This window comes from Arthrobacter sp. NPDC097144, from assembly GCF_044762205.1.
Lineage (GTDB): Bacteria > Actinomycetota > Actinomycetes > Actinomycetales > Micrococcaceae > Arthrobacter_B.
In genome coordinates this window covers 167,975-188,442 of the sequence record NZ_JBIWDW010000001.1, presented here as the reverse complement: position 1 = coordinate 188,442, position 20,468 = coordinate 167,975, and the positions used below count along the sequence as shown (strand labels likewise).

The 20,468-nt window shown below is 68.2% G+C and carries 17 protein-coding genes and 1 pseudogene; 14 read left to right on the top strand and 4 right to left on the bottom strand.

Features of this window, described 5'->3' with window-relative positions; translation table 11 throughout:
- Positions 1-12: 12 nt before the first annotated feature.
- From ACIQXM_RS00865 to ACIQXM_RS00835, 7 genes are read left to right on the top strand one after another with little or no spacing between them, the layout of a single operon-like run.
- On the top strand, positions 13-996 hold the full coding sequence (locus ACIQXM_RS00865; RefSeq protein WP_400926209.1) for a carbohydrate ABC transporter permease: 984 nt from the start codon (positions 13-15) through the stop codon (positions 994-996).
- Between the two features lie 41 nt (positions 997-1,037).
- A complete protein-coding gene (locus tag ACIQXM_RS00860) occupies positions 1,038-1,835 on the top strand; it encodes a carbohydrate ABC transporter permease (RefSeq protein ID WP_400927689.1) in 798 nt (265 codons plus the stop codon).
- The gene (locus ACIQXM_RS00855) at positions 1,832-3,373 is read left to right on the top strand and encodes a glycoside hydrolase family 3 N-terminal domain-containing protein (protein ID WP_400926206.1); all 1,542 of its coding nucleotides are present in this window, start codon (positions 1,832-1,834) and stop codon (positions 3,371-3,373) included. Before ACIQXM_RS00860 ends, ACIQXM_RS00855 begins: the two co-directional genes overlap by 4 nt.
- The gene (locus ACIQXM_RS00850; RefSeq protein WP_400926203.1) at positions 3,370-4,569 is read left to right on the top strand and encodes an anhydro-N-acetylmuramic acid kinase; all 1,200 of its coding nucleotides are present in this window, start codon (positions 3,370-3,372) and stop codon (positions 4,567-4,569) included. The genes ACIQXM_RS00855 and ACIQXM_RS00850 overlap by 4 nt, the downstream gene beginning before the upstream one ends.
- Entirely contained in the window at positions 4,563-5,474 is a 912-nt protein-coding gene (locus ACIQXM_RS00845) for an N-acetylglucosamine kinase (protein ID WP_400926201.1), read from the top strand. Before ACIQXM_RS00850 ends, ACIQXM_RS00845 begins: the two co-directional genes overlap by 7 nt.
- Complete coding sequence (gene murQ, locus ACIQXM_RS00840) at positions 5,467-6,414, top strand: N-acetylmuramic acid 6-phosphate etherase (protein ID WP_400926198.1); 948 nt, start codon at positions 5,467-5,469, stop codon at positions 6,412-6,414. Before ACIQXM_RS00845 ends, murQ begins: the two co-directional genes overlap by 8 nt.
- Positions 6,414-7,418, top strand: coding sequence for a MurR/RpiR family transcriptional regulator (locus ACIQXM_RS00835; protein ID WP_400926195.1), 1,005 nt, complete (start codon positions 6,414-6,416; stop codon positions 7,416-7,418). Before murQ ends, ACIQXM_RS00835 begins: the two co-directional genes overlap by 1 nt.
- Here ACIQXM_RS00835 and ACIQXM_RS00830 read toward each other — a convergent pair.
- Both ACIQXM_RS00830 and hutH read right to left on the bottom strand, forming a co-directional pair.
- Positions 7,319-7,615 carry an acylphosphatase gene (locus ACIQXM_RS00830; protein WP_400926192.1) on the bottom strand — a complete coding sequence of 99 codons (297 nt, stop codon included), beginning with the start codon at positions 7,613-7,615 and terminating at the stop codon, positions 7,319-7,321. The two genes, ACIQXM_RS00835 and ACIQXM_RS00830, sit on opposite strands and share 100 nt — an antisense overlap.
- A gap of 5 nt (positions 7,616-7,620) precedes the next feature.
- Positions 7,621-9,195, bottom strand: coding sequence for a histidine ammonia-lyase (gene hutH / locus ACIQXM_RS00825; protein WP_400926189.1), 1,575 nt, complete (start codon positions 9,193-9,195; stop codon positions 7,621-7,623).
- 87 nt (positions 9,196-9,282) lie between these two features.
- Here hutH and ACIQXM_RS00820 point away from each other — a divergent pair, with 87 nt between their 5' ends.
- The 7 genes and pseudogenes from ACIQXM_RS00820 to ACIQXM_RS00790 form a co-directional block, all read left to right on the top strand.
- Positions 9,283-10,146, top strand: a complete 864-nt coding sequence (locus ACIQXM_RS00820) for an IclR family transcriptional regulator (RefSeq protein ID WP_400926186.1) — start codon at positions 9,283-9,285, stop codon at positions 10,144-10,146.
- An 83-nt stretch (positions 10,147-10,229) separates the two neighbouring features.
- On the top strand, positions 10,230-11,915 hold the full coding sequence (gene hutU, locus ACIQXM_RS00815; RefSeq protein ID WP_400926183.1) for a urocanate hydratase: 1,686 nt from the start codon (positions 10,230-10,232) through the stop codon (positions 11,913-11,915).
- Positions 11,916-11,919: 4 nt separating this feature from the next.
- Complete coding sequence (locus ACIQXM_RS00810) at positions 11,920-13,215, top strand: allantoate amidohydrolase (protein WP_400926180.1); 1,296 nt, start codon at positions 11,920-11,922, stop codon at positions 13,213-13,215.
- A complete protein-coding gene (locus tag ACIQXM_RS00805) occupies positions 13,212-14,606 on the top strand; it encodes a formimidoylglutamate deiminase (RefSeq protein WP_400926178.1) in 1,395 nt (464 codons plus the stop codon). Before ACIQXM_RS00810 ends, ACIQXM_RS00805 begins: the two co-directional genes overlap by 4 nt.
- On the top strand, positions 14,603-15,859 hold the full coding sequence (hutI, locus tag ACIQXM_RS00800) for an imidazolonepropionase (protein WP_400926175.1): 1,257 nt from the start codon (positions 14,603-14,605) through the stop codon (positions 15,857-15,859). Before ACIQXM_RS00805 ends, hutI begins: the two co-directional genes overlap by 4 nt.
- An 83-nt stretch (positions 15,860-15,942) precedes the next feature.
- Positions 15,943-16,731, top strand: a complete 789-nt coding sequence (locus ACIQXM_RS00795; protein WP_400926172.1) for a CPBP family intramembrane glutamic endopeptidase — start codon at positions 15,943-15,945, stop codon at positions 16,729-16,731.
- Positions 16,731-17,645, top strand: a pseudogene (locus tag ACIQXM_RS00790) (sugar-binding domain-containing protein); the annotation flags it as partial. The gene ACIQXM_RS00795 and the pseudogene ACIQXM_RS00790, both read left to right, overlap by 1 nt.
- Positions 17,646-18,238: 593 nt before the next feature.
- Here ACIQXM_RS00790 and ACIQXM_RS00785 read toward each other — a convergent pair.
- Positions 18,239-18,319 carry a phage DNA packaging protein J gene (locus tag ACIQXM_RS00785; RefSeq protein WP_400927686.1) on the bottom strand — a complete coding sequence of 27 codons (81 nt, stop codon included), beginning with the start codon at positions 18,317-18,319 and terminating at the stop codon, positions 18,239-18,241.
- 1,452 nt (positions 18,320-19,771) lie between these two features.
- The gene (locus ACIQXM_RS00780) at positions 19,772-20,422 is read right to left on the bottom strand and encodes a VOC family protein (RefSeq protein ID WP_400926169.1); all 651 of its coding nucleotides are present in this window, start codon (positions 20,420-20,422) and stop codon (positions 19,772-19,774) included.
- Between the last annotated feature and the right edge of the window lie 46 nt (positions 20,423-20,468).

Genomic DNA, 20,468 nt, shown 5'->3' with positions numbered 1-20,468 from the left:
GAAGACCTACCCATGACCACCACGGTTCAGCCTCCGGCCGTCCCGGGAAGCTCACGCTCCCCGGCGGCCGGAGGCCCCGGCGGACGACGGCGCGGGGCGGCCGCCGCCGCTGCGGCTGCGGCTCGCCCGTGGCTCCTGCTCGCGCCCGCCCTGCTTGTTTTGGCGGCGCTGCTCCTCTGGCCGCTTATCCGCGTGGTGCTGTTTTCCTTCCAGGATTACGGACTCCGCCAGATCGTCAGCGGGGACACCAACTTCATTGGCGGCGCCAACTACACGGAGGCTCTTAGCGATCCCGCGCTGTGGTCGGTCGTATTGCCGAACACGGTGGTCTTTGCCGTTGCTGCGGTGCTGTGCACCGTGCTGCTCGGAACACTTGTTGCCCTGCTGATGAGCAACCTGGGCATGTTTTGGCGCACCGTCGCGGGCAGCGCCATCATGGTCGCATGGGCCATGCCAGCCGTGACCGGCACCTACGTCTGGGTCTGGATTTTCGACGCCGACAACGGCATCGTCAACCACCTGCTGATGGGTGCGGGCCTGATGGACGAGCCGTTCAACTGGTTCACCAACCGCTGGACGTTCTACCTGATTGTCCTAATCAACGTGGTGCATCATGGTTTTCCGTTTGTGGCAATTACCGTGATGGCCGGCCTGCTCGGCGTGTCCAAAGAAATGCTGGAGGCCGCCCAAATGGACGGCGCCGGAGCCTTCCGCCGGTTCTTCCAGATCACTTTTCCCTCGCTCAAGCAGGTCTTCGCCGTGGTTATCATCCTGTCCACCATCTGGGACTTCAAGGTGTTCGGACAGGTCTACCTGATGCCGGGCGGAGCGGGCACCAACCGCAGTGTCCTCAACCTCGGCGTCTGGTCCTATGTGGAGTCCTTTGGCCAAAACCGGTACGGATTCGGCTCTGCCATCGCCGTGCTGCTCACCCTGGTGCTGCTGGTCATCACCGTCATTTACATCCGGGTACTGATGAAGGAGGACGAGCTGTGAGCCGCAAATCCGCCGCGGCACGCGTCCGCCGCAACGCAATCATGGGCCTGCTTGTTGCACTGCTCCTGCTCTTCACGCTCTTCCCCGTTTACTGGATGATGTCCAGCGCGTTCGACGCCAACGCAGCCAGCGGCTCCCAGGGGCTCATCCCGTCAAAACTCACCCTGGACAACTTTGCCTTTGTCCTGGACGACGGCGGCTTTGCCCGGTTCCTGCGCAACTCATTGATCGTCGCCGTCGCAGTGGTTGGCTGCAGTGCAGTCCTGTCACTCTTTGCCTCGGTTGCCGTGGCCCGCTTTCGGTTCAAGTTCCGGACCGCGGTGCTGCTCATGATCCTCATTGTGCAGATGGTTCCGCTGGAAGCCCTCGTTATCCCGCTGTTTGTGCAGGTGCGTGACCTGCAGCTGCTCAACACACTGCTGGGCCTCATCATCGTTTACGTCACCATCTCGCTGCCGTTCGGCATCTGGATGCTGCGCGGCTTTGTGGCAGCAGTTCCGGTTGAGCTCGAGGAGGCCGCGTTCCTGGACGGCGCGAGCTGGTGGCGGATGTTCCGCTCCATCATGCTCCCGCTCGTCATGCCGGGACTGGTGGCAACCAGCGTCTTCAGCTTTATCACCGCCTGGAACGAGTTCATCTTTGCGATGACAATGCTCGGCGGAGCCAGCGAGAATTACACCGTGGCGATCGGCCTCAAGCAGTTCTTCGGAGAGAATTCCAACGACTGGGGCCACGTCATGGCAGCGTCAACGCTGATCACCCTGCCCGTGATGATCTTCTTCATCGTGGTCCAGGGCAAACTCTCCTCCGGCCTCGTGGCCGGAGCGGTGAAGGGATGAGTATCCCGGCGCTGACGCCGGACCCGGCGGTGCTTGAAGCAGTCAACGGAGTCATCGTTCCCGGCTTCTTCGGCACCGAGCTGCCCCCGTGGCTTGCCGCCGCCCTCGAGGAAGGCCTTGCGGGTGTTGTCTACTTCGGCCAGAACATCTCCGCAGACACCGCAGCCCTCTCGGCCTCCGTCCGCGCCCACCGGTCCAACGCCCTCCTCGCCATCGATGAGGAGGGCGGTACCGTGACCCGCCTGGAAGCGGTCTCCGGCTCCACGATCCCCGGTCCGGCACAGCTGGGCCGGGTGAACGACGTCGGACTCAGCACCGCTGCTGGTGCGGCGATTGCCGCCCGCGCCCGCGCGGCCGGCGTCAACCTCGTCCTGGGGCCGGTTGCCGACGTGAATACCAACCCCGCCAACCCGGTCATCGGGGTGCGCTCCTTCGGAGCCGAGGCTCCCGCCGTCGCCGTCCATGCTGCGGCAACGGTTCGCGGGATCCAGGCATCCGGGGATGTCGCCGCCTGCGCCAAGCACTTCCCCGGGCACGGGGACACCCACTCCGACTCCCACCTTTCCCTGCCGGAGCTGGACCTGGGAACTGCCGAGATTGAAGCCGTCCATTTTGAGCCGTTCCGCGCGGCGATCGATGCCGGTGTCCGGACCATCATGACGGCGCATATCCGGGTGCCGGAGTGGGGCCAGGCGCCGGCGACCCTAAATCCGCTGATCCTGGGCAAGCTCCGCGCGCTGGGCTTTGAAGGCGTCATCATCACCGATGCGCTGGACATGGCAGTTATCCGCGAAAGCGTGGGCGCCGGACCCGGTGCCGTCGCGGCAATCCGGGCCGGCGCGGATCTGCTGTGCATCGGCAATCCCCGGACCAACCCCGGCACCACCGGGAAGCCCGACGCCGATTACTCGGACTATCTCGAGGTGCGGGATGCGCTGCTGGCGGCCGTCGCCTCGGATGAGCTCGATCTGGACCTGCTGCGGCGCGCAGCCGCCCGGGTCCGATCGCTGGCGGATGCTCTGGAAGCGGCCCGGAGCCTGTCCGGGCCGCCGACCTCGGGTCCGGTCGCTGGATCCGGGCTGAACACGGAGCCTGAACCGGACTGGGCGGCCGAAGTGGCTCCCGGAATGGAAATACAGGGCAGCCCGGCGCGTCACGGATCGCGCGTTTCCCTGCTTGATCTGCGGGCCCGGGCAACCATTGCCGTGGCGTCGGAGTCCGATGCCTTCCGGCGGGCCTTCGCGGAGCGCCGGAAACTGGACCCGGCCGTGTCAGCGGCTGCTCTTCCGGACAGCCTCGGGCAGGCAGCAACGGATACCGACGTCGTTGTCCTGGTGGACCGCATCGGGGTTCCGGGAAGCCAGCGGGAGGCGCTGGAGCAGATCGGGGCGGTCCGTCCCGACGCCGTCGTCGTCAATGTGGGCGTGGTCCCGGGCACCGGATACGAATGCCGGCTGGACCGCATTGACGCTTTGGCCGACTCCGCGCTGAGCGCCGGCATTGTGGCCCGGCTCATCTGCGCGGAGGGCACCGCATGATCATCGTGTCGCTGCAGTCGGGCACGAGCGCGGACGGCATCGACGTGGCTGTGGTGGAAGCGACCGCGAGCGGTAATCCGGCGGCTCCGGACGTTGCCCTGGCTCCGCTGCTGACCCGCACAGTGGACTGGGCGCCTGAACTCCAGGCCCAAATCCTGGCCTATGCTGACGGCGCGGCCCTGGACGCGGGAGCGCACACCGCCCTCACCACCGCCCTCGGGCAGGGCTTCGCGGCGGCAGCGGCCGCGGCGATCACCGAATGCGGTGCCGTGCCGGATTTGGTGGTCTCACACGGACAGACGGTGTTCCACTGGGTCGAGGAAGGCCGGGCGCGCGGAACGCTCCAGCTGGGCGAGCCCGCGTGGATCGCTGAGGCAGCCGGCTGCCCGGTCCTGTCCAACCTGCGGGCCGCGGACATTGCTGCCGGCGGCCAGGGAGCTCCGCTCATGGGACTGTTCGACGCAGCATTCTTTGATCCCGCCGCACGGACCGCCACCCTGAACCTCGGCGGCATCGCCAACCTGCAGATTCTGCGCGGTGACGGGTCTGCCCTCGCCTTCGACACCGGCCCGGCCAACGTCCTCCTGGATGCGGCCGTGGCGGAGCAGACGGGCGGCGCCCTGGGCTTTGACCTTGACGGAAAACTAGCGGCCGCCGGTACAGTGCACGACGGCGTGCTCGCGGCGCTGCTGGAACACCCGTTCCTGCAGCGGCCGGCGCCCAAGAGCACCGGCCGCGAAACGTTCACCCTGGCCGGTGTGCTCGCAGCCGAGGAAACCGCCGGAGTGCGGCTGGACCTTCCCGACCGGCTGGCAACCCTGACCCGGTATACGGCAGCCACCGTTGCTGCTGCCCTGCGGAGCCACGGCCCTGAGGTCCGTACGGTGGTCGCCTCCGGCGGCGGCGTGCGGAACCCCGGCCTGCTGCGCGAGCTCTCAGCCGCCCTGACCCCGGACGGCGTGAGCCTGCGGACCAGCGACGAGTTGGGCCTCAACCCCGATTTCAAGGAGTCCCTGCTTTTCGCCTTCCTGGGCTTCTGCTCATGGCACCGCATACCGGTAAGCCTGAACCGGGGAACCGCCCGGATCGCCGGTGTCCTCAGCCCGGGGCCGCTCGGATTCACCCTGCCGGCACCGTTGAACGGCATCGGCAGCCTGACCATGATTGCGCCCTCAACCCGGAGAACACAGTGCTGACAGAACCGCGCCGCCTGGCGGTAGACCTGGGAAAAACCTCCTGCCGCATCCGGCTCTTCGATGCCGGCGGGATCATCGCGGAAGAGAGCGGGCCGGGTGCTCCCGGCCTGGCCGACTTTGACGGAGCGGCCAAGTCCGCCCATGCCATCCGCACCGTACTGAACCGTTTCTCCCCGGAGAACCGCGCGGATATCGAGGGTGTCGGCATCGGCGCTGCCGGCGTCGAGGCAGCCCGTGCCGCGGCCGAGGACCTAGCGGCCCGGGTGCGCGCCTTCACCGGCGCGCCGGTGGCCCTGATCAACGACGCCCTGGCCGCGCATGCCGGCGCTTTCGACGGCGGCGCGGGAGTCATCCTCATCATCGGAACCGGAGCAATCGCCTACGCCGTGGCGGAAGACGGAAAAACCCGGCAGATTGACGGCTGGGGTCCGTGGCTCGGGGACGAGGGAAGCGGCCGCTGGATCGGTCAGGAAGGACTGCTCGCGGCGCTGCGTCATTTCGACGGCCGCGGCGCACCCACCGCACTGACCCTTCGCGCCGCCGACCTCGCCGGTGACCTGGCGGCCATGCCGGCGTGGGTGGGAGCCGAAAGCAACCCGGCCCGCCGCCTGGGCCGCTTCGCCCCGGACGTACTGGACGCCGCTGCCGACGGCGATCCCGTTGCCCGGGACATCGTGAGCCGGGCGTGCACCGCTCTTGCCGCCACGGCCCGCGCAGCCGGATCCCCGGAGCTGGCAGTGTGGGGCGGCGTCGCCGGGCACCCGTATTTCTCTGCCGAACTGACGGCGACGTTCGCCGCAGCGGGCATCACCATCATCCCGTCCCGAGGGGACGCCCTGGACGGCGCTGCACTCATCATCACGCGCACCGATTTGGGTTACGAAGAAAGGATTATCCGTGGATAACGCACACCGAACCGAGGACCGCGCGCACCTGCGCGATTTCCTCGGCACCCTGCCGACCGAGACGGTGGGCGAGCGTTATCCGGACCTCGACCTGCTCACCGATGCTGAATTTGTGCACGCCATGATCGACAGCGAACGTGCGGTAGCCAACGCCGTCGCCGCCCAGGCCCCCCGGATTACCGCTGCGCTCAACGGGATTGTCGCCGGCATGGCCCGCGGCGGCCGGCTCATCTACATGGGCGCCGGCACCGCCGGACGCATGGGAATCCTGGACGCGAGCGAGGCCCCGCCCACCTTTGGGATCACCGACGACGTCATTATCGGCCGGATCGCGGGCGGGGCCGGGGCCATCCGCACCGCCGTCGAAAACGCCGAAGACGACGCCGGCTCCGGCGCCGCTGACGTGGATGCACTGGAGCTGGGACCCGATGACAGCGTGGTGGGCATCTCCGCCTCCGGGCGGACTCCGTACGTAATCGGCGCGCTGCAGCGGGCCCGGGAGCGCGGAGCGTTCACCGTGGCGCACTCCTGCAACCCGAATTCGGCAATCGGTGCTGCAGCGGATGTCGCCATCGAAACAGAGGTTGGCCCCGAGCTTCTCACCGGATCAACCCGGCTCAAAGCAGGTTCCGCGCAGAAGCTTGTGCTCAACACCATCAGCACCGGTGCCATGGTTCGGGCCGGCAAGGTTTACCGTAACTTTATGGTTGACCTCCGGGCTACGAATGAAAAGCTGCGCGCCCGCAGCGAGCGCACCGTTATCCTCGCCACCGGGGCCGATCCTTGCGACGCCGCTGCTGCGCTTGAGGCCAGCGGAGGCTGGGTCAAGGCAGCCATCCTGGCGATCGAAGCCGGCATTCCCGCTTCCGACGCCGTTGCTGCGCTTGAGGCCAACGGCGGCTTCCTGCGCCCCGCCATCTCCGAAGCGACCGCACACTGATGCGCGCACTCACCCGGATCCAGGGGTCACTGGACCGCTTCAGCACCGCCGAGGCCAAGGTGGCCAGTGCGATCCTGGCCGATCCGCACATCGTCGTCGACAACCCCATCAACCGCGTGGCCGAACTCTGCGGTACGTCGGCGGCCACCGTGGCCCGGTTCTGCCAGAGCCTGGGCTACTCCGGGTACCGCGAATTCCGGTTTGACCTGGTGGGAACCACCAGCCGGGACCAGGCGGATCTTGACCGCTCCAACGTGTCCACCGGGGACATCGATCCGGCGGACACGGTGGCCGACGTCGCCGCAAAAGTGCTCTTCCAGGAGACCCAGGCCATTGAGCACACCCTCCGGGAGCTGGACCTTACGGCTGTTGACCGTGCCCGGGACGCACTGGTCCAGGCACCGGACGTGGTGATTGCCGGGTTTGGCTCCTCCGGCCTGACGGCGCATGACCTCAACATGAAACTGCAGCGCATCGGCCGCCGCAGCTCCCATCACGCGGACGTGCACCTGGCCCTGTCCTCGACTGCCCTGCTCCGCCCGGGCGGCGTGTTCATTGCCGTGTCCCACTCCGGCGTCACCCCGGAAGTCCTCGGCCTGCTGCGGGAGGCCCGGCGCACCGGTGCCACCACCGTGGGCATCACCAATGACTCCGGTTCTCCGCTGGCCGGAATGTGCGACATCCTGCTGACCACGCAGGCACGCGAGCATGCTTTCCGTTCCGGAGCCACGGCAAGCCGGACCGCCCAGCTTGCGGTGGTCGACGTGCTTTTCGTACGGCTTGCGCAGAGCCTCTTCGACACCGTGAACGACTCGCTCAGCCGGACGCGGGAAGCGGTGATCCGGCAGCGCTCGGACCCGAACTTCCCCCGCCGCGACCGCACCGGGTTCCCGCAGAGTCCGGTTCAGTCCGTGCGGAAATCCGGGAACTCCCCGGTGGCATCGGACGAGGACGCCTCAACGGCGGCAACGCTGCCCGGAGCGGCCGGGGACTCCAGCCACTGAAGCAGGCTGTCCAGATCCGCCGGGGAGCCCTCCGCCACCACCCGCACCGAGCCGTCGTTCCGGTTGGAAACCACCCCGGTGAGCCCCAGCCGGATGGCTTGCTGCAGGGTGCGGTAGCGGAACCCCACGGCCTGCACGTTGCCGGTGATCCGGGCCGTGAGGCGGCGGGCGGGTGAGCTGGTATCCGTAGGCGTCATGGGCCCTAGAGTAGCGGCCCGTCCAGCACCGAGTCAGCAGCAGCAACCAGGGAACCGTCCGCCACGGCCAGCCGGCAGGCCTCGATCTCCGGAGCCAGGTACCGGTCCGGACCCGGTCCCGGGACCACTTCACGCAGCGCCGCCCGCACTGCGGTGACTGCCGGGGCACTGCGCGAGGTGGAGACACCGCCGTCGCGCATGTCCAGTGCCCGGGCAGCGGTCAGCACCTCAATGGCCAGGACCCGTGTCAGTCCGTCAATGGAGCGGCGCAGCTTCAGCCCGGCGGCCCAGCCCATGGACACATGGTCTTCCTGCATTGCCGAGGACGGAATGGAATCCACGGACGCCGGAACGGCCAGCCGCTTGAGCTCGGAGACGATCCCGGCCTGCGTGTACTGGGCGATCATGTGCCCGGAATCGACTCCCGGGTCGAAGGCCAGGAACGCATTGAGACCGTGGCTGCGGGAGCGGTCCAGGAAACGGTCCGTGCGGCGTTCGCTCATGGACGCGACATCGGCCACGGCGATGGCCAGGAAGTCCAGCACGTAGCCCACCGGTGCGCCGTGGAAATTTCCGTTGGACTCCAGCCGGCCGTCCAGCGTCACCACCGGATTGTCGATCGCCGACGCCCGCTCGCAGGCTGCCACATTCTCGGCATGCAGCAGGGTGGACCGGGCGGCACCGTGGACGGAGGGAACGCAGCGCAGTGAATAGGCGTCCTGGACCCGGGTGAATCCGCCCGTCTTTTGCTCCTCGATCAGCGCTGATCCGGCCAGCACGGCCCGGACATTGGCGGCTGATTCGGCCTGCCCGGGCTGGGGCCGCAGCGCCTGCAGATCCGCCGCGAACACCGCGTCGCTGCCCAGCAGGCCCTCCACGCTCATGGCGGCGGCGAGGTCCGCGGTGGAGAGCAGCAGATGAAGGTCAGCAATCGCCAGCGTCAACATGCCCAGCATGCCGTCGGTGCCGTTGATCAGGGCCAGGCCCTCCTTTTCCTGCAGTTCCACCGGTTCCAGACCGGCAGCGGAGAGCGCTGCAGCGGCCGGAACCCGTTCGCCGCCGGCCGTGCGCACCTCGCCTTCACCCATCAGGGCCAGCGCACAGTGGGACAGGGGAGCAAGGTCACCGGAACAGCCCAGCGACCCGTATTCGCCCACCACCGGGGTAATGCCCGCATTGAGCATCCCGGCATAGGCCTCGGCCACTTCCGGACGGACACCGGTGCGGCCGGTGGCCAGGGTGGAGAGCCGGTTGAGCATCAGCGCCCGCACCACCTCCGTGTCCACCTCCGCACCTGACGACGCCGCGTGGCTGCGGATCAGCGAGCGCTGCAGCTGCCGGCGCTGTTCAGGAATGATCTGCTTGACCGCCAGCGCACCGAAACCGGTGGACACGCCGTAGTGCGGTTTCTCATCGGCGGCGAGCTCTTCAATGACGGCACGCGAGGTGCGCATCGCGGAGATAGCCTCGGTTGCGAGCGCTACGGAAGCGCCGTGCCGGGCGACGGCGACAACATCCTCCGGCGCCAGGGCACCGGTTCCAAGCTCGACGGCGGTGCGGGGAGTCTGCAGGGTTTCCATCGTCCTATCTGAGCACGGCAACGGCGGCCTGCCCTAGCCCGCGGCCGATTCCGTTTCTGGGATCCCAGACTGCACTAGGATCTGCATATGCCAGAGAGCTATTCCAAGGTGCAGGTTCCTGCTGCCGCGCAGGTCCTGTCCATCCTGCGGTACCTGGGCGTCCAGGCGGGACCGGTCAGCGCCACCGCCATCTCCCGGGACCTGGATCTGCCCCGCTCCACCACGTACCATCTGCTTGCCGCGCTGATTTCCGACGGTTTTGCCGTCCACCTGCCGGAGGAGCGCAAGTACGCCCTCGGGGCCACCGCGCACGAGCTGGGCAGCGGATATGCCCGGCAGGCGCCGCTGCAGCGCATCGGCCGGTTTCCGCTGCGGAAGCTGGTGGCACAGACGCGGCTCACCGCACACCTGGCCGTCCTGCAGGGCACCGACGTGATCTACGTGATCGAGGAACGGGCGCCGCTGCAGGATCCTCTGGTGACCGACGCCGGCATCCGGCTTCCGGCGCACCGCACCGCCAGCGGGCGGGCCATGCTGGCGCGGATGACCGAGGCGCAGCTGCGGGCGCTGTACCCCGAGCCGGGAACTCTGCGGTCCGGCCGCGCCGGCGGGCCCCTCCTCACTGCGCTGCTGGAACAGGTCCGCTCTCTCGGCTACGCCTGGGAGGAGGACGAGGTCACTGAGGGCTTTTCATCAGTTGCCGTGCCGGTCCTGGACCGGTCCGGGCATGCCGTCGCCAGCGTCACCCTGACCGCACCGAACCGGAGGCCGGTTAGGCCACCGGGCCGGACGGGTGCCGGTGGCCGGGAGCGTCCGGGGCATGCGGGGCGTGCGCCCGCGCAGGACATTGCCGGCTTTGCCGCCCGGCAGCTGCCTGTTGTGTCCCGGTGCGCGGCCGAAATCTCCCGCCGGCTCGGTGCTCCGCGTCCCGCCAACCCGGCGCCTGCCTGACGTCCCCTGAGCTGTCTGTCTGGCATCCCAGACAATGCACACGCGGCCGCCAACGGGCCCTGCCCGTCGGTTACGGTCGGGAGATGGCTACCCTTTCTGATCCTTCCCGCAGCATCCGGGCTCCCCGCGGCACCTCCCTGACGGCTAAGAGCTGGCAGACCGAAGCACCGCTGCGCATGCTGATGAACAACCTGGACCCTGAAGTGGCCGAGCGGCCGGAGGACCTGGTGGTCTACGGCGGCACCGGCCGGGCGGCGCGCAGCTGGGAGGCCTACGACGCGATCATCCGCACGCTGGCCACCCTTGAGGATGACGAAACCCTGCTGGTGCAGTCCGGCAAACCGGTGGGCGTGTTCCGCACGAACGAGTGGGCGCCGCGGGTACTGCTCGCCAACTCAAACCTGGTGGGGGACTGGGCCACCTGGCCGGAGTTCCGCCGGCTGGAGGCCGAAGGCCTGATGATGTACGGACAGATGACCGCCGGCTCCTGGATCTACATCGGTACGCAGGGCATCCTGCAGGGCACCTACGAGACCTTCGGCGCCGTCGCCCGGAAACTGTTCAACGACGAGAACGCCACCCTCGCCGGCACCCTGACCCTGACCGGCGGCTGCGGCGGCATGGGCGGAGCGCAGCCGCTGGCCGTGACCCTGAACGGGGGAGCGGTGCTGATTGTCGACGTCGACGAAGCCCGCCTCCGCCGCCGCGAGGGCAAGCGTTATCTGGACGAAGTGGCACCGGACCTGGACACCGCCGTCGCACGGGTTATGGCCGCAAAGCGGGAGAAGCGGGCGCTCTCCGTGGGCCTGGCGGGCAACGCCGCCGAGGTGTTCGAGGAACTGCTGCGCCGGCAGCTGGCCGGGGACATCACCGTGGACATCGTGACGGACCAGACCTCCGCGCACGACCCGTTGAGCTACCTGCCGGTGGGTATCCCGCTGGCGGACTGGGCCGCCGAGTCCGAATCGGACCCGGAAGGATTCACCAAGAAGTCCCGCGACTCCATGGCCCGCCAGGTTGCGGCCATGGTGGGTTTCCAGGACGCGGGAGCCGAGGTGTTCGACTACGGCAACTCCATCCGGGATGAAGCACGCCAGGGCGGGTTCGAGCGGGCCTTCGAGTTTCCCGGTTTTGTCCCGGCCTACATCCGCCCGCTCTTCTGCGAGGGCATGGGCCCGTTCCGCTGGGTGGCGCTCTCCGGGGACCCGGCGGACATCGCCGTCACCGATGCCGCCATCAAGGAGCTCTTTCCGGAGAACACCCGCCTGCACCGCTGGCTCGACGCCGCGGCGGAACACGTGGAGTTTGAGGGACTGCCGGCCCGCATCTGCTGGCTGGGCTACGGTGACCGGGCCAAGGCAGGGCTGCTGTTCAACCGGCTCGTGGCCGAGGGCAAGGTCAGCGCACCAATCGTGATCGGCCGTGACCACCTGGACTCCGGCTCGGTGGCCTCGCCCTACCGGGAGACCGAAGCCATGGCGGACGGCTCCGATGCGATTGCGGACTGGCCGCTGCTCAACGCGATGCTGAACACTGCGTCCGGGGCCACCTGGGTCTCGATCCACCACGGCGGCGGCGTCGGCATTGGGCGTTCCATCCACGCCGGACAGGTGTCGGTGGCCGACGGAACGGAACTGGCGGCGCGCAAGCTGGAGCGGCTGCTGACCAATGATCCGGGCACCGGCGTCATGCGCCACGCCGACGCCGGTTATGACCGCGCCGCCGAAGTTGCCGCCGAGCGCGGCATCCGCATTCCGATGGCAGAGTAAGTTCATGGACCTGTTACCTGCTGCCCCCGTCACCGCCCTGCTCGCCGCCATCGAGGACACCGGCCGGGATGGACGCCGCGGCGGCTACTCCCGTCCGGTGTACTCCGCTGCCGAACGGGACCTGCGTGAGTGGTTCACCGCCGAGGCGTCCCGCCGGAGACTGTCAGTGGAGACGGACGCCAACGGCATTCTCTGGGCGTGGTGGGACCTGCCCGGGGACGGATCCGGCAGCGAATCGGCTCCGGAACGCCGCGGCGCGCTGGTCACCGGATCCCACCTGGATTCCGTGCCCGGCGGCGGCGCCTTCGACGGGCCGCTGGGGGTGGCCAGCGCTTTGGCCGCGGTGGATCTGCTGCAGGCACGCGAAAAAGACGGCGGCCTGACCCGGAACCGGGCGCTCGCCGTCGCGGTGTTCCCGGAAGAGGAAGGCTCGCGCTTCGGCGTCGCCTGCCTTGGCTCCCGCCTGCTGGCCGGCGCGATCGATCCGGCCAAGGCACTGTCCCTGCGCGACGCCGACGGCAACACCTTTGCCGACGTCGTCCGGGCCAACGGACTGGACCCGGACCTGATGGGAAGGGACGACGACGCGCTGGGCCGCATCGGCGACTTTGTGGAACTCCATGTGGAGCAGGGCCGGGGCCTGAACACGGAAGAGTTCACTGATGCCGCGGGCCGCGGACCGGCCGTCGCGGTGGGCGGCTCCATCCTGGGGCACGGCCGCTGGCGGTTCTCCATCACGGGGCAGGGCAACCACGCCGGAACCACCCTGATGACGGACCGCGCCGATCCGATGGTCGCTGCCGCGCAGCTGATCGTGGCCGTGCGCCAGACCGCCGCCGCCCAGGCCGGTGCCCGTGCCACCGTGGGCCGGCTGGAACCGGTGCCCGGCGGCACCAATGTCATTGCGTCCCGGGTGGATGTGTGGCTGGACGTCCGCCACCCCGAGGACGCCGTGACAGCTGCACTGGTGGAAAAAATCCACGGCCAGGCCCAGAAGATTGCCGCGTTTGAGGGCTGCACTGTGGAACTGACCGAGGAATCACTCTCCGGCACCGTCCACTTCGATGCCGCCCTGCAGCGCTCACTTGAGCAGTCAGTGGCCCGGACCGTGCCCGGGGCTCCCGTCCTGGCCACCGGCGCAGGGCACGACGCCGGGGTGTTGGCGGCCCGGGTGCCCACCGGCATGCTGTTTGTCCGCAATCCCTCCGGGATCAGCCACTCGCCCGAAGAATACGTGGAGGACGCCGACGCCGAGGCCGGGGTCGCCGCGCTCGCCGACGCCCTGCAGGACCTGCTGTGAGCGCCCCGGAACGGCAGGCGTCCTTCTGGTGCGAGACCGGCTGGATCAACGGTGCACCCGCGGACGGAGTCCGGGTGGAGATCGGCGCCGGCGGCATGGTGACGGCGTCGGAAACCGGTGTGCAGCCCCGCCCGGAGGACTGCCGGCTCTCCGGCGTGACGTTCCCGGCGGCGTCGAACGCCCACTCCCATGCCTTTCACCGGATCCTGCGCGGACGCACGCACGACGCCGGCCCCGGCAGCTTCTGGACCTGGCGCGAGCAGATGTACGGGGCCGCCGGTGCCCTGACCCCGGACCTGTACGGGCAGCTTGCCACCGCGGTGTTCGCGGAAATGGTGGTCACCGGATGGACCTCGGTCGCGGAGTTCCACTACGTCCACCACCAGCCGGACGGCAGCGCCTACGCGGAAGAACATGCCATGGAACGGGCGCTGGCGCGGGCCGCCGTCGCCTCGGGCATCCGGCTGACCCTGCTGGACACCTGTTACCTGGCCGGCGGCTTTGGGACGCCGCTCAGCGCCGGGCAGCTGCGGTTCGGGGACCGCGACGCCGCCGCCTGGCTGCAGCGGCTGGCCTCCCTGCGCACCGCGCTGGCCGAGGAATTCGACCCGGCACAGGTCAGCGTGGGAGCGGCCCTGCACTCGGTGCGCGGGGTTCCCGAAGCAGCTCTGGCGGTCATCGCCGCGAAGCTCCCTGCGGACCTGCCGCTGCATATCCACCTCTCCGAACAGCCCGCCGAAAACGAAGCCTGCCTGGCAGCCACCGGACTCACGCCGGCCCGGCTGCTGGCGAAACACGGCCTGGTCACCGGGCGGCTCTCGGCAGTCCACGCCACCCACCTGAGCGCTGAAGACATCAGGGTCCTCGGAGAAGCCGGGGCAACCGTGGTTCTCTGCCCCACCACGGAGGCGGACCTGGCCGACGGCATCGGCCCCGCGGCCGAGCTGCGCGCGGCCGGTGCACGGCTTGCGCTGGGTACCGACCAGCACGCCGTCGTCGATCCCTGGCTGGAGATGCGGGCGCTGGAACACGGCGAACGCCTGAGCTCTGGTGCCCGCGGCCGGTTTGCCCCCGCGGATCTGCACGCCGCGGTCTCAGCGGCCGGGGCAGCCGCTCAGGGGCGGCCGGACCCGGGGCTGACGGTCGGGAATGTCTGTGACCTCATGTCGGTCAATCCCGGGAGCCTCCGCACCGCCGGTGCACGCCCCGGGCAGCTGGCCTTGGCCGCCACCGCCGCGGATGTGCACACCGTCGTCGTCGGCGGGCGCATCCTCGCCCGGAACGGAGAGCACGCGCTGCTCGGGGATCCGGCCGCGCTGCTGTCAGCGGCCATTGGCGCCGTTGACTCTTCCCGCATCCTCACTCCCGCCACTACAACGGAAGTTCCATGAGCACACCCACTGCAGGCCCGGCTTCAACACTGATCACCAACATCGGCGAACTCTCCACCCAGGAAGCGTCCCGGGGGGCGGCGGAGTCCGTGCTGCGGGACGCCGCCGTGGTGTTCGAGGGCGAGCGGATCAGCTGGATCGGTGCGGCGTCCGAGGCACCGGCCGCGGACCGGATGGTCGACGCCGGCGGCCGGGCGGGATTGCCCGGCTGGGTGGATTCACACACCCACCTGGTTTTCGCCGGGGACCGCAGCGCGGAATTCGAAGCCCGAATGGCGGGGGAGTCCTACACCGCCGGGGGAATTGCCGTCACCACCGAGGCCACCCGGGCGGCCTCGGACTATGACCTGACGCGGCTGCTGCTGGCACGGGCCGCCGAAGCGGCGGCCGGCGGCACCACCTATCTGGAGACCAAAACCGGATACGGGCTGAGCGTGGAGGAGGAACGGCGGCACGCCCGCATCGCCTCCACCGTGGCGAACCAGGTGACCTTCCTGGGAGCCCATCTGGTCCCGGCCGGCGCCGATGCGGACGAGTACACCGATCTGGTCTGCACCCGGATGCTCGAAGCGGTGCTGCCGTACGTGCAGTGGGCGGATGTCTTCTGCGAGCGGGGTGCCTTCTCCGAGGAACAGTCCCGCCGGGTGCTGCACGCCTGCCGGGAAGCGGGCCTCGGGCTGCGGGTGCACGGCAACCAGCTGGGCACCGGAGCGGGTGTGCGCCTGGCCGTGGAATTCGCGGCCGCCAGCGTGGACCACGTGAACTTCCTGACCGACGACGACGTCGAGGCCCTCGCCGGAACATGGGCCGGGTGGAAGCCCGACGCGGCCGGTGCTGCCGGTACGGTTGCCACCTGCCTGCCGGCCTGCGACCTGTCCACCCGTGCGCCGCTGGCTCCGGCGCGGCGGCTGCTCGATGCCGGCGTGCAGGTGGCGCTGGCCTCCAACTGCAATCCCGGAACATCCTTTACCAGTTCCATGGGTTTCTGTGTGGCCACAGCGGTGCTGCAGATGGAGCTGACGGTTCAGGAAGCCGTTCGGGCCGCGACCTTCGGCGGTGCACTCGCGCTGCGCGTGCATACCGGGGAAGACCGGAACGGGCACCGGGCGGTGGGCTCGCTCGCCGTCGGGCACCGTGCGGACCTGCAGCTGCTCAACGCACCCTCAGCCGCACATCTGGCTTACCGGCCGGGGATGCCGCTGACCGGTGCCGTGTGGCGGGCCGGTCAGCAGCTGGGAATGCCCGCTCGGTAGCGGCCCTGTCCGGTAGCGGCCCCGGCGCCCTCCCAGAGTCCGCCACACGTGTGATGCCCGCCCTATCCTGCACAATGGTAGGCATGCGCGCTGCCTACCCCTCCGTTCCCGCCGAGTCGCTTGATCCGCGGGCCCGGAAGATGCTGGTCTTCGAAATCCTGATTGTGCTGGGACTGTCCCTCGGCCGCTCGGGTGTTTACGCCGTCGTCGAGCTGCTGGAAAAGGCCGCCGAGGGGCCGCTGGCCGGGCAGACCACCACGCTGAACCCGGTGCTGGATGAAAATCCCTGGTTCGACCTGACCTATCAGCTGCTGGGCATTTTCTTTTCCCTGCTGCCCGTGGCGCTGGTGCTGTTCCTGCTGACCGAACCGGGAAAGTCGGCATTCCGGCGGATCGGGTTCACGTTTGAGAAACCGCTGCGCGACTTCGGGATGGGTGCGGCACTGGCAGCGGTGATCGGCGTCGGAACCCTGGGCGTGTATGCCGCAGGCCGGGCACTGGGGATCACCACGGCACTGGTTCCCGCGGCCCTGGACACCTACTGGTGGACGCTGCCCGTGCTCATCCTCTCCGCAATGCGGCACGCGGTGCTCGAGGAAGTCATTGTGGTGGGATACCTCTTCCTGCGGCTGCGGCAGCTGGGCTGGGGCACCCCGGCGATCATCCTCACCTCCGCCCTGATCCGTGCCAGCTACCACCTGTACCAGGGGATCGGCCCCGGCATCGGAAACTTCCTGATGGGACTGCTCTTCGGCTACGCGTACGTCAAAACCCGCCGCGTGATGCCGCTGGTCATTGCCCATGCCCTGGTGGACATCACCGGGTTTGTGGGCTTTGCACTGTTTGGTCCCGCCATCGGCATCGGCAGCTGATGTCCGTCCGCACCGCCACTCTCCAAGGAGCACCGCCACCCGTGACACTTTCAACCCCCTGGGGAGCGGACCTGGATCCGGCCTCCGTGCTGCAGGAGTACCCCCGTCCCCAGCTGGTCCGGGACAGCTATGTGAACCTGAACGGGTACTGGCAGTACGCCATCACCTCCGCCCGGCAGTCCGCGGTCCCCGGCGGCGGGGACTGGGACGGGCAGATCCTGGTGCCGTTCTCGCCCGAGGCTCCGCTGTCCGGCGTCGGCCGCCAGCTTCAGCCCCAGCAGCTCCTCTGGTACCGGCGCACGGTCCGGCTGCCGGCGGGGTTTGCCGGTGAGCGGGTGCTGCTGCACTTCGGCGCGGTGGACCAGAGCTGTACGGTGACGGTCAACGGCACGGAGGTGGGTGGGCACGACGGCGGCTACCTGCCCTTCTCCCTGGATATCACCGATGCGCTGGTTGCCGGTGCCGAGCAGGAACTCGTGGTCCGGGTGCGCGACATCAGCGACACCGGCTATCACAGCCGCGGCAAGCAAACCCTGGACCGCGGCGGCATCTGGTACACGGCGCAGTCGGGCATCTGGCAAACGGTGTGGCTGGAGTCGGTGCCGCGCACGAGCATCTCGCAGCTGGTCCTGGTGCCGGATCTGGAGTCCGTCTCGGTGACAGTGCTGCTGGACAAGGACAAGGACGGCGACGCCGGGAGCATGCGGGGAGCTGCCGACGGTGGCGGCCTGTCCGCGGTGATCACCGTGTCCGCCGCGGGACGCACTGTGGCGGACGCCGTCGTCGTGCCCGGACAGGCGACCCGGATTCCGGTGCCGGATCCGCACCTGTGGACGCCGGAGGATCCGTTTCTGTATGACGTGGACGTGCGGCTGGTGTCCGGGGCCACGGACATCGACAGTGTCCGCAGCTATACCGGACTGCGGACCTTCGGCACGGGACCGGATGCGGCCGGCCGGACGCGGCTGCTGCTCAACGGTGTGCCATACTTCCATGCCGGGCTGCTGGACCAGGGGTACTGGCCGGACGGGTTGTATACGGCGCCGTCGGATGAGGCCCTGGCCTATGACATCCAAACGGCCAGGGAGCTGGGCTTCACGATGCTGCGCAAGCACATCAAGGTGGAGCCACTGCGCTGGTATTACCACTGCGACCGGCTCGGCATGCTGGTGTGGCAGGACCTGGTCAACGGCGGCCGGAGCTACCGGCACTCAGTGGTCACGGCCCCTGCCGTGGGAATGCCGCACCGTGATGACAGCGATTATGTTGCCTTTGGCCGCGCCGATGAAGAGGGGCGGGCTGAGTTCCTCGCAGAGCTGCGCGGAACGGTGGACCTGCTGCGCAACTGCACCTCGCTGGCCGTGTGGGTTCCGTTCAATGAGGGGTGGGGCCAATTCGACGCCAACGCTGCCGCTGAAACGCTGCGCTCGCTGGATTCGACGCGCAGCATCGACCATGCCAGCGGATGGCATGACCAGGGCGGCGGAGACCTCAAGAGCGTGCACGTCTATTTCGTTCCCTTTGTGCTGCGCAACGGGTGGCTGCGGGACGGGCGCGCCGTTGTCCTGTCCGAATACGGCGGGTACAGCCTGCGCCTGGAGGGTCACACGTTCAACGAGAAGGAATTCGGGTATCGGCGGTTCAAGACCAGGGAAGCCCTGCGGCGGGCATGGATTAAGCTGCACCGGCGCCAGATCGAGCCGGCGGTGGCACGGGGGCTGGCTGCAACCGTCTACACGCAGCTCACCGATGTGGAGGACGAAGTAAACGGGCTGCTCACCTATGACCGGCGGGTGGTGAAGATCGACCCCGCCACGGTGCGGGAGACCAACGCCCGGTTGATCCGAGGAACCCGGTCGCTTTGGGACAATTCGGATGCTGCGGACCGGCCGGATTTTCCCTAAGCAACCGGGAAATCCCACAACGGCCGGCACCCTCTTGACCGCGGAAGCCCGGCGTAGGCCAGCCGCTGTACCAGACTGCGGGGATCATGGGGAGGCAGGGCGATGTCGGCCCAGGACCATCGGACAAACGTGGTTCCAGTTGCTCGGATGGCGTCTTCACGCTCCTTCTCCGCCGTAAGCGTCTTCCAAGAGGGGGCCGGGGCCTTCTCGCCGCGCCCATACTTCACGGCACCATCGAACTCGCCTGCGAGGTCCTGTTCCTTCCAGTAAAAATCTGTCCGGAAACGGCCTGTCGGCGTTATGAACTGGTGCTGCAGCTGCGGAGATGGAAACCCGTAGCGAAGAAGCACCGCACGCGAATATGACTCGCCGGCCGACTCGGAGAGTGGATTGGCGCACTCGATGACGCACAGAGCCCGCCGGCGCTTTGCCTCGGTGGGAAGTTTCCGGGCAAGGTTCCGCAACGTTTCCTTGTCCAACGCCGGCAGATTCAGGGCTTGGCCTGGGCGCAGCACATGGTCCAATGCCGGCAGAGCCCGGTCGAAGGTCAGATACGCAGCCATGTCCAAGACCGTTTGGGCTCTGGAGGTGACTGCAACGCCCTCCCGGACTGTTAGCGGCTCCAGCAGCCGTCGCTCGACCCAATGGAGATCCCCGCGACGATGTCCGCGCGAGGACTCCGCCGCCAGCAGCAAAACCCCGGGTGAGCGGAGGACCACAGGCAGTCCCCAGATGACCGCTGCAGACTCTTGAACCAGAACCCGCCTGATGTGTCCCCCTTCCGCCGCCGCTCGGATACGGATGCGCTCTCGATCCCAAACCGGCAACTGCTGCCAAGCTTCGGTTCGGATATACACGCCATCGCGTACACGGGTCAGTTCACCGGCCCGGCACCGCAGAGCCAGGGAACGTCTTCCCTCGCCGTACGTATCGGCGTCGGCAGAGTAAAGGAGTTCGGGATCCATCCCTCAAGACTGGATTGCGGCAATGGTGTCCGCGAGGGACGCAGGCACGTCTGTGGATAATTCAATAACCGGGCACCATGGGAAAAGCGAGCCGTATTGGGAATTCCCGGACGCCGCGGACCGTCCGGGAATTCCCATAGCGTCCGGGATTCCCCGGAACGGCCGGAGAAACTAGATCTCGACGAGCCCCGCGGCCGTATTGAAGGTGACGGACATGATGCCGGGGGTTCCCTTGGGGGAAATCCACGTGACGCCCACGTTTTCCAGCGGTTCCTCGACGGGCGTGCCCAGCCACTGAGTGACCCGGTCAGCGGAGCCGGCAATGGTCAGCGACGCCAGCTTCACGGCTCCGGGCATCCCGGGCAGCGCTGCGGAAGGGTGCAGCGCTTCGGTGCCGTCATCCCAGCGCAGCATGTACGGCACCTGCGGGTCGGCGATCAGCCCGTTGATACCGATCTGCTGCCAGGTCAGTTCCTGGCCGTCGGGAAATTTCCGGTTGCCCGGAACGGCATTGCGGCCCAGGCGTTCTTCGAAGGGGGAGAGGTCATCCACGGCAACACACCAGCCCATCCAGCCGCCGCCGCACTCGGAGCGCTGGCGCACGGCCTGGCCGAAGGGTGCCTTGTCCGACGCCGGGTGATTCAGGGCCTCCACCACTTCAACATACTGATGGTTGGCCAGAGGCAGAATCATGTTCCGGGTTCCGAAACGGGGATGGACACCGCCCTTGACGAAGTCTGCTCCCAGAGCGGCAGCAATCCTCTCAGTCGTGGCCAAAAGACCGTCGGATTCACAGGCATAAGATACATGGTCCAAGCGCATGCGGCCCATCTTGGCACGTTGTGACTCACCTCTCGACTTAGGCGAC